General features: G+C 64.6%; 9 protein-coding genes. 6 read left to right on the forward strand and 3 right to left on the reverse strand.

The genetic code is table 11. The features are described 5' to 3' along the window. The 6 genes from EOA49_RS27100 to EOA49_RS27125 form a co-directional block, all read left to right on the forward strand. Positions 1 to 992: response regulator/pilus assembly protein (locus tag EOA49_RS27100; protein WP_127243452.1), on the forward strand; the 992-nt coding region annotated here is incomplete at its 5' end. After that, positions 989 to 2,410, forward strand: coding sequence for a CpaF family protein (locus tag EOA49_RS27105; protein WP_067000192.1), 1,422 nt, complete (start codon positions 989 to 991; stop codon positions 2,408 to 2,410). The genes EOA49_RS27100 and EOA49_RS27105, both read left to right, overlap by 4 nt. Positions 2,411 to 2,413: 3 nt before the next feature. Beyond that, a complete protein-coding gene (locus EOA49_RS27110) occupies positions 2,414 to 3,379 on the forward strand; it encodes a type II secretion system F family protein (protein ID WP_067328069.1) in 966 nt (321 codons plus the stop codon). A 1-nt stretch (position 3,380) separates the two neighbouring features. Further along, complete coding sequence (locus EOA49_RS27115; protein WP_067328072.1) at positions 3,381 to 4,343, forward strand: type II secretion system F family protein; 963 nt, start codon at positions 3,381 to 3,383, stop codon at positions 4,341 to 4,343. Between the two features lie 133 nt (positions 4,344 to 4,476). Further along, entirely contained in the window at positions 4,477 to 4,950 is a 474-nt protein-coding gene (locus tag EOA49_RS27120; protein ID WP_095802255.1) for a hypothetical protein, read from the forward strand. A 174-nt stretch (positions 4,951 to 5,124) separates the two neighbouring features. Further along, positions 5,125 to 6,297, forward strand: a complete 1,173-nt coding sequence (locus tag EOA49_RS27125; RefSeq protein WP_127216323.1) for a GGDEF domain-containing protein — start codon at positions 5,125 to 5,127, stop codon at positions 6,295 to 6,297. Positions 6,298 to 6,311: 14 nt separating this feature from the next. Here EOA49_RS27125 and gcvP read toward each other — a convergent pair whose 3' ends face one another. The 3 genes from gcvP to EOA49_RS27140 all read right to left on the reverse strand — a co-directional run. Next, positions 6,312 to 9,122 carry an aminomethyl-transferring glycine dehydrogenase gene (gene gcvP / locus EOA49_RS27130; protein ID WP_127243453.1) on the reverse strand — a complete coding sequence of 937 codons (2,811 nt, stop codon included), beginning with the start codon at positions 9,120 to 9,122 and terminating at the stop codon, positions 6,312 to 6,314. 16 nt (positions 9,123 to 9,138) lie between these two features. Continuing rightward, the gene (gene gcvH, locus EOA49_RS27135; RefSeq protein WP_127241724.1) at positions 9,139 to 9,507 is read right to left on the reverse strand and encodes a glycine cleavage system protein GcvH; all 369 of its coding nucleotides are present in this window, start codon (positions 9,505 to 9,507) and stop codon (positions 9,139 to 9,141) included. 7 nt (positions 9,508 to 9,514) lie between these two features. Next, positions 9,515 to 9,968: glycine cleavage T C-terminal barrel domain-containing protein (locus tag EOA49_RS27140; protein WP_281058463.1), on the reverse strand; the 454-nt coding region annotated here is incomplete at its 5' end.

The raw sequence follows: 9,968 nt of genomic DNA on the forward strand, positions 1-9,968 counted from the left end.
TCATGCGCCGGATCGAAGGCCGCGTCCCGGTGGTCGTCGTCACGCAGGAATTCAATGCGGCGGCGGTGCGCATCCTGGTGCAGCTCCAGGTCGCCGACTTCCTGGTGAAGCCGATCACCACCGCCGATCTGGTGCGTTCCGTCATTCGCGCGCTGCAGGGGCCGGGGCGGGAGGAAAACTCCGAATCGCAAATCTACACCTTCATGCCGGCCGCCGGTGGTGTCGGCACCACCACGCTTGCCCTGCAGACCGCCTTCCAGCTGCACCATTCGGTGACGCGCGGCGCCTCGACCTGCGTGGTCGACCTCAATTTCCAGCAAGGCGCCTGCGCCGAATATCTCGACCTCGAACCGCGCTTCGACATCACCGAAATCGAGAACCAGCCCGAACGTCTCGACCGGCAGCTGCTGGACGTCATGCTGTCCAAGCATGCAAGCGGGCTCTGCGTGCTGGCGGCGCCGACGCGCCCTTCGGAAATGCGCTCGTTCAAGACCGATGTCGTGGTGCGCATGCTCGACCTCGTCTCGGCCTATTTCGACAATGTCGTCATCGACATGCCGCGCACCTGGTTCCCGTGGACCGAGACGGTGCTGCTCGGCTCCAACAAGCTCTATATCGTGGCCGAGATGACGGTGCCTTGCCTGCGCCACACGCAGCGTCTCATCCAGGCCATCTACGAGACGGCCGGCAAGGAAGTGAAGCCGAACGTCATCGTCAACCGTTTCGAGCAGAAGATGTTCGACAGCGGCATCAAGCAGGCCGACGTCCAGGATATCCTCGGCGAGCACTTCGTCGGCGGCATCTCCAACAACTACCGGCTGGTGCGCGAGGCCGTCGACCGCGGCGTGCCGCTGCACGACATCGATCCGAACGCCAATGTCGTCAATGACCTGAAGAAAATCATCCTGCCCGAGGAGGCGGTGGCAACGACGGCAAAATCGAAGTCGCTGTTCGGCCTCGGCAGGGGCCTCCTGAAGAGGAAAGCAGGATGAGCAGCCGCTTCTCCAACCTGCAGAATCGCGATGTCCGTCCGCTGCGGGCGCCCGAACCCGCGCCCGTTGCGCATCACGCCGTGGTCATTCCGACGACCCGCAAGCCGGCGCCGCCGAAGCCGGAAGCAGCACCCGCAAAGAGCGCCAACAAGGTGCTCGACGCGCGCGTGCGCATCCACCGCATGCTGCTCGAAGAAATCAACCTCGTCGCGCTGGAGCGGCTGCCCAAAGACGAAATGCGCCGCCAGGTGCATGAGTTCGTCTCGGAAAAGACCCGTCAGGAGCGGATGGCGATCAACACCGCCGAGCTCGACGCGCTGGTGGACGACATCGTCGACGAGATGGTGGGTCTCGGCCCGCTGGAGCCGCTGCTTAAGGATCCGGAGATCAACGATATCCTGATCAACGGTCATCAGAACTGCTTCGTCGAAAAGCGAGGCAAGCTGCAGCAGGTCCATATCCCGTTCAAGGACGAGGCGCATCTGCTTCGGATCATTAATAAAATCGTCGCGGCCGTCGGCCGTCGCGTCGATGAATCGCAGCCGATGGTCGACGCCCGCATGCTCGACGGCTCGCGTTTCAACGCCGCGATCAGGCCGGTCGGCGTCGACGGGCCGCTGGTGTCGATCCGCAAATTCTCCAAGAACAAGCTCGGCCTGCACAAACTGGTAGAGTTCGGCGCAATCACCCAGAACATGGCCGAGGTGCTGGCGGCGGCCGTGCATGCGCGCAAGACGACGATCATCTCCGGCGGCACCGGAACCGGCAAGACGACGATGCTCAATGCCTTGTCGGCCTTCATTCCCGAGGACGAGCGCCTGATCACCATCGAGGACGCCGCCGAGTTGCAGCTGCAGCAGCCGCATGTCGCGCGCATGGAGACGCGCCCGGCAAACATCGAGGGTCATGGCGAGCTGAAGCAGCGCGATCTGGTCAAGAACGCGCTGCGCATGCGGCCCGACCGCGTCATCCTTGGCGAGTGCCGCGGCGAGGAGGCCTTCGACATGCTGCAGGCGATGAACACCGGCCATGAAGGGTCGATGGCGACCATCCACGCCAACACGCCGCGCGACGCCATATCGCGCCTCGAACAAATGCTCGGCATGACCGGAATGCCGATGACGGTGCAGTCGATCCGCAGCCAGATCGCGAGCGCCATCGACATCATCGTGCAGCTGACGCGCCTGTCCGACGGCAAGCGCAAGGTGACCAGCGTCGCCGAGGTGACGGGCATGGAAGGCGACGTCATCCAGATGCAGGAGATATTCCGCTTCGTGCGCACCGGCATGGAGGCGGACGGCAAGATCGTCGGCCATTTCGAGGCGACGGGCATCCGACCGCGCTTCCTCGAGGACCTGCGCAACATGGGCATCGAATTTCCGGGCAAGTATTTCGAACCCGGCCGGCCGCAGGAGTAGCCGGTGCTCGAGGGATTCAGCCCGATCTATGCCGTCTACGCGGCGGCGGCGCTCACCGGCATCATGATCGCCGAAGGCTGCTACCTGCTCTATGCCGGCCGCAGCGACAAGCGCACGGCGATCAATCGCCGCATGAAGCTGGCGGAGAACAAGATCAGCCAGGAGCAGGTGCTGATCCAGCTGCGCAAGGAGCGCGGCATGGAAGAGGGCACGCCCCTCCTTTCTTTCGATCGCTTTCGCGCCTTGCGCACGCAGTCCGGCATGATCATGCCGATGCCCAAGTTCCTCACGATCACGTCGGGGACAGCGTTCACTCTGGCGCTTTTCGCCGTCTGGTACGGCCTGCCTTTGCTGTTCGGGCTGGTCCTGCTTCCTGTGCTGGTGCCGGTCTTGCCGGTTATGGCGATGCGTTTTCTGCGCAAGCGCCGGCTTAAGCGCTTCGGCATGCAATTGCCGGAAGCGCTGGAGCTGATCACGCGCGGCCTCAAGGCCGGCCACCCGGTGCCGGTGGCGATCGCGATGGTGGCGCGCGAGATGGCCGATCCGATCGGCACCGAGTTCGGCGTCGTGGCCGACGAAGTGACTTATGGCTCGGACCTGGTTTCAGCGCTCAACAACCTGTTCGATCGCGTCGGCCATGAGGACCTGCCGCTGTTCGTCACCGCAGTCTCGATCCAGAGCAGCTCCGGCGGCAATCTGCGCGAGATCCTCGACGGCCTGTCGTCGACCATCCGCGAGCGCGGCAAGCTGCGGCGCAAGGTGCGCGCCATTTCGACCGAAGGCCGCATGTCGGCCTATATCCTGACCGCCGTGCCGGTGCTTCTGTTCACCGCCATCATGGTGCTGATGCCGCAATTCTACCGCGAGGTGTGGGGGATACCGAAGACCTGGTACATGCTGGGCGGCTCGATCCTGTGGCTCCTGCTCGGCAATACCATCATGTTCAAGATGTCGAATTTCAGGTTCTGAAATGGACGAGGTCATCCGCTTCCTTGCCTCGCTAGCGCCGACATCGCTGATGCCGGTGGCTGTGCTGCTGCTGGTGATGGGCGGCGGCGCGGTGGCCTGGCCGCTGGTCGTCGCGCAGGGCGACCGCAACGAGGTCAAGCGCCGGCTGAAGGTCGAGGCGGCGCAGCCGATCGAGCAGCACGAGCCGGCACCCAGGAAAAACGCGAACGCCGTGCGCGAGAAGGCGGTGAGGCGGGCGCAGGAATTCTATGCCAAGAGCGATCCGGAGAATGTCGCGCGACTGCGCATGAAGCTCATCCAGGCCGGTTACATGGAGCCGCGCGCCGTCGGTACGTTCTTCCTGATCCGTTTTGCCGCGCTGGTCGGAATGGCGCTTGGGGCGTTCCTGGTCAACCATTGGGCGGCCAGCGCCGAATCGACCGTGACCAGCCGCTGGACCTTCATCATCCTGTCGGGAGCGGCTGGCTATTTCCTGCCCGGCCTGGTGCTGACGCAGAAGGTGCGGGAAAAGATGCGCGAATACCGCAATGGCTTTCCCGACTTCATGGATTTGATGATCGTCTGCTCCGACGCGGGCATGAGCATGGAGGCCGGCATTGAGCGGGTCTCGAAGGAACTCGCCAGGACCTATCCGTCGCTCAGCCAAAACCTGCAGCTGGTGTCGCTGGAGTTGAGGGCCGGCCGCAGCCTCGACGATGCACTAAAGGCGCTCGCCGATCGCCTCAGCCTCGACGAAGTGCGCTCCTTCGCGACGCTCCTGCAGCAGTCCAAGGAGCTCGGCACCAGCCTGTCGGGAGCGCTGCGTGTCTTTTCCGACGAAATGCGCCACAAGCGCATGTCGCTTGCCGAGGAGAAGGCGCATGCCTTGCCGGCCAAGATGTCGGTCCCGGTGACGGTGTGCATCCTGCCGGTGGTGCTGATGGTCGCCATCATCCCGATCGTGGTAAGGCTGACGTCGCACTGAGGCCGGCGGTGCTGGTTAACGCATCCTTTGCAAGCAACTGAAATTTAGGCGCATTTCGGCACCGAAGCTTAATCGCTCTCCTGTATGGTCCTTGCTGAAGAACGACCCGGCAAATCGGGCGACGGGGCAGGGCATGCGTCACAGACTTTCCACGGCAGCGGCGGTATTGGCGGCCGTCTTGATGATCACCGGCTGTACTACGAACAGCAGCGTCGACACGACCAAGACCACCGCAATCCAGGCGACGGCCAAGGATATCAGCGCCGCCGACCTGACGGAGGGCAAGGCGCAATTCCGGGAGGCGAATTTCGGTCTCGCAGAACAGCATTTCCGCAAAGCGGTGGAGCTCAAGGCAGACAATGCCGAAGCCTGGATGGGGCTTGCCGCCTCCTATGACGAGCTCGGCCGCTTCGACTTCGCCGACCGCGCCTATGCGCAATTGCTGAGGGTCGCCGGGCGCAAGCCGCAGATCGTCAACAATATGGGCTATTCCCAGCTCCTGCGCGGCAACAAGAAGAAGGCAAGGGCGCTGCTGCTCGAAGCCAAGGCCGGTCTCGCCGACCAGACCGTGGTCAACGCCAACCTAGCGCTGCTCGACAAGAGCTGATCCGCTTCCGGCTCGTCCCGCAGCGGAACCGGGCCGTAGTTTCAGCGGACATGTCGACGCTTTGTAAACCCTTTGTCGAGCGAGCAGCGGACACCGGCCGAAAAGGGTTTGCGCCACGCCTCTACAACCTACATTGAGGAAGCAACGAGTCTCCCCAACGGCAGATCTTCAGAGATGTTGGATTTCAGCTCGCTCCTGCTCGCGGCGGCGCTGTCGGGCACATGCCTCAGCGTCACGATGCTCGCGATCTGGCTCACCGCGCCGCAGGCGCGTTTCGTGCTTACGGTCGCCTGCGGCATACTCGTGCTCGTTGCCCATGTCGTCCTGTTCTGGCGCTATACCAAGGACGCCAACCCGTGGCTCTGCCAGATGGTGCTTGCCCTGCTCAGCCTGGGGTTCCTCGTCATCTGTTTGTCGGCGATGCAGTATCTCGGCATCCGCAGTTATCGCCGCGCCATCGTGCCGGCGCTGGCAGCGATGGCGGCCTGCGCCCTCGTCACCTATTTCGGCTTCGATGGCGTCGGCTTTCTGATCACCTATTCGACGGTGACGGCGCTGCTCGGCGCGATCGGAACGATGTTCTGGATGAAGGGCGATCACGACCGCCGAATACTGCTCGTCGTTTCGTTTCTCAGCGGCGCCTGCGGGATATCCTTCGCGCTGTGCGGCCTGGTGCTGCTGGTGCAAGGGCAATGGGTCCTAGGCGCCGCGCCCGACAACTGGGCGGAGCGGTTGAACTCCGTCGTCGCGGTCGCCTGCATGACCGGCTTCGGCGCGCTGACGCTTTCGCTGCACCATCTGCAGGCGCAGATCGAGCTCAAGGCCGCGACGATGACCGATCCGCTGACCGGCCTGATGAACCGCAGGGCGCTCAACGAGCTTTACGGCGGTCGCAGCTTCGGTCCGTTCATGGCGATCGCGATGTTCGACCTCGACCATTTCAAGACCACAAATGATGTCTTCGGCCATCCCGTCGGCGATCAGGTGCTTTGCCGCTTCGCGGCGGTGATCAAGAAATATGGCAGGGCCGGGGTCGATGCCTTCCGGCTAGGCGGTGAGGAGTTCGCGCTCGTCCTATCGCGCATGACGCCGGAAAAGGCGTACGATATGGCAAGCAGGATCGGGGTCGCTTTCGGCACCGAAATCGTTCCGACTCAACGTGGTCCGTTGCGCAGCAGCGTCAGCGGCGGCATGGGATTTGGCGCCCCCGATGGCCGGACCCTGGACGAGGTGCTGGCTGAGGCGGACGCCGCGCTCTACGCCGCAAAGCGCGCCGGGCGAAACCGCGTGATCGCCCAACGCCAGGAGGACCAGCCCGATAGCGGGCCAGCCCTGCGCTCGGCCTAACTTGCCCTGACCGTCTACTCTGCGGCGCCGAGATATTCCGACAGCGGCGGGCAGGAGCAGACCAGGTTGCGGTCGCCGGCGACATTGTCGATGCGCGAAACCGGCGGCCAGTATTTTGCTGCCAGATCGACGTCATCCGCTGGGTAGGCTGCTTCCATCCGCGAGTATGGATGCGGCCATGCGCCTGCCAATGCCTCGGCGGCAGTGTGCGGGGCGTTGACCAGCGGGTTGTCGTCCAGCGGCCATTCGCCCTTCGCCACCTTCGCCGCCTCGCCGGCGATCGCAATCATCGCCTCGCAGAATCGGTCGAGTTCGCGCTTGGGTTCGGATTCCGTCGGCTCGACCATCAGCGTGCCGGCAACCGGGAACGACATGGTCGGGGCGTGGAAGCCGTAGTCAATGAGGCGCTTGGCGATGTCGTCGACGCTGATGCCGGCGCTCTCCTTGAGCACGCGGGTGTCGAGAATGCACTCATGGGCGATGCGATCGCTCCTGCCCTTGTAGAGGAGGGGGAAATGCGGCGCGAGCCGCGTCGCCACATAGTTGGCCGAAACGATCGCCGTCTCGGTGGCCTGCTTCAGCCCGGAGCCGCCCATCATGCGGATATACATCCAGGTGATCGGCAGGATCGAAGCGCTGCCGAAGGGCGCGGCGGCGACGGCATGCGCCGAACCTTCCGTGACATGGCCCGGCAGATAGGGTTTCAGATGCGCCCTGACGCCGATCGGGCCGACGCCCGGGCCACCGCCGCCATGCGGGATGCAGAAGGTCTTGTGCAGATTCATGTGGCAGACGTCGGCGCCGATATCGCCGGGGCGGGCGAGGCCGACCAGGGCGTTGAGGTTGGCGCCGTCGAAATAGACCTGGCCGCCATGCTCGTGGATCAGGGCGCAGAGATGGCGCGCGCCTTCCTCGTAGACGCCATGGGTCGAGGGATAAGTGAACATCAGCGCCGCGAGGTTCTTGGAATGCTCGTTGGCCTTGGCCCGCATGTCATCCATGTCGATGCTGCCGTCCTCGGCGCAGCGCACGACGACGACACTCATTCCCGCCATCGCCGCGCTCGCCGGATTGGTGCCATGCGCGGAGGACGGGATAAGGCACACGGTGCGGTGGCCTTCGCCGCGCGCGCGGTGATAGGCGCGGATGGCGAGCAGGCCGGCATATTCGCCCTGGCTGCCGGCATTGGGCTGCAGGCTGACCGCGTCGAAACCGGTGATCTCCGACAGCCAAGCCTCCAGGTCGCCGACCATGGCCCGATAGCCGGCCGAATGGCTGGCCGGCGCGAAGGGATGCAGGTTGGCGACATTCACCCAACTCACGGGCATCATCTCGGCGGCGGCGTTGAGCTTCATGGTGCAGGATCCGAGCGGGATCATGGCGCGGTCCAGCGCGAGGTCCTTGTCGGCCAGCCGCCGCAGGAAGCGCATCATCTCGGTCTCGGAGTGGTTCTCGTGGAAAACCGGCTGGGTGAGGAACTCCTTGCCGCGCCGCTTACCGGGCATCGAGCCGGCTGCCACCGTGCCGGGCTTGGCGCCGAATAGCGCCGCGATCGCTTCGAGGTCGGCTTCGGTCGAGGTCTCGTCGAAGGCGATGCCGACGTGGTCGGCATCGATGACGCGCAGCAGCCGGCCAGTCTTCTCGGCGGCGGCGGCTATTGCCGCTGCCTTGCCCTTCACTTCCGCCGTCACAGTGTCGAAGCGATGTGCTCCGAGAACGGCCACGCCCGCTGTCTTCAGCCCCACCGCAAGGCGGTTGGCGAGAGTGTGGACGCGCTCCGCGATCGCTTGCAAACCGGCGGGACCGTGCCAGATCGCATAGGCCGTCGCCATGTTGGCGAGCAGCGCCTGCGCGGTGCAGATATTGGAGGTCGCCTTGTCGCGGCGGATGTGCTGCTCGCGCGTCTGCAGCGCCAGGCGATAGCCCGGGCGGCCCTTGCTGTCGGTCGACTGGCCGACGAGGCGGCCGGGCATTAGACGGGTGAGCTTGTCGGAGACGGCGCAATAGGCCGCGTGCGGGCCGCCAAAGCCCATCGGCACGCCGAAGCGCTGCATCGGACCGACGGCGATGTGGGCACCGAGCTTGGCCGGCGCATCCGTCAACGTAAGCGCGAGCGGGTCGGCGATGAAGACGACCAGAGCGCCAGCGGCACGGGCCTTCTCGATCGCCGCCTTGTGGTCGCCATAGACGCCGAAAGTGTCCGGCCAGGAGACGAGCAGGGCGGCGGTGTTGTCGTCGATGGTCTCGCCGTCGACCTCGGTGCCGAGCGGTTCGGCGCGGGTGCGCACGACATCGAGCGTCTGCGGATGCGGCGTGCCGGCAAGCGCCACCTTGGTGCGCTTGTCGCGGTGATGGCGCAGTGCGATGCCGACCGCTTCGGCAACGGCGGTGGCCTCGTCGAGCAGCGATGCCGACGCCACCGGCAGGCCGGTCAGCTCGGCAACCAGGGTCTGGAAATTGAACAGCATCTCCAGCCGGCCCTGACTGATCTCGGCTTGGTAAGGCGTGTAGGCCGTGTACCAGGCCGGGTTCTCGAACATGTTGCGCTGGATGACCGGCGGCACATGGACGCCGTGATAACCGGCGCCGATGAAGCTCTTCAGCACCGTGTTCTTCACCATCATCGCCGACAATTCGGCCAGTGCTTCGGCTTCGCTGGCCGGAGTGGGCAGGTTGAGCGGCAGGTCGAGGCGGATCGATCTCGGCACGGCCTGGCTGATCAGCGTTTCGACGGACGGAACGCCGATGGTGGCGAGCATGGCCCTGACATCGTTGACACTGGGGCCGATGTGACGGGCCGAGAAAGGAATGGGTGCTGCGGTCATTTCCAAGATCCTGGTATCAGCCGATATGGGCTTTGTAGGCGGCCTCGTCCATGAGGCTGTCGAGTTGGCTTGCGTTGGAAAGCTTCATCTTCCAGAGCCAGCCATCGCCGGTCGCCGCCGAATTGACCAATGAAGGGTCCGACGACAGTGCTGTGTTGGCTTCGGTGATCTCGCCGTCGACCGGCGCATAGACGTCAGAGGCCGCCTTGACGGATTCGACGACTACTGCAGTGTCGCCCTTCGCGAGCTTGCGGCCGATTTCCGGCAGTTCGACGAAGACGAGATCGCCGAGCTGCTCCTGCGCATAGTCGGTGATGCCGATGGTGGCGACGCCGCCTTCGACGCGCAGCCATTCATGATCCTCAGTAAAATAGGTATTTGCCATCGGAATATCATCCTTTGCGGTAGCGATGTGGCGTGAAGGGCAGCGAAGTGACATCGATTGGGATCCTGGTCGCGCGGACGTCGGCGAATAGTCTGATGCCGGGCTTGGCCAGCGCATTGTCGACATAGCCCATGGCGACCGGGTGGCCCGTCGACGGGCCGAAGCCGCCCGAGGTCACGTGGCCGGCCGCATTGCCGTCGGCATCGACAAGCGCGGCGCCGGCGCGCACCGGCTGACGACCATCGGGCTTCAGGCCAACCCGCTTCTGAGACGGCCCGCGCTCGAGGATCGAGCGCAGCGCGTCGGCGCCGATGAAGTGACCGGAAGCGCGGAGCTCCTTAGGGATCGCCCACATCAAACCGCCGCTCGCCGGATCGATCTCGGGTGTCAGATCCTGGCCATGCAGGCAGAGCCCGGCCTCGAGCCGCAGGCTATCGCGGGCGGCAAGGCCGATCCATTGC

Source organism: Mesorhizobium sp. M1A.F.Ca.IN.020.04.1.1, assembly GCF_003997315.1.
Classification (GTDB): Bacteria; Pseudomonadota; Alphaproteobacteria; order Rhizobiales; family Rhizobiaceae; genus Mesorhizobium.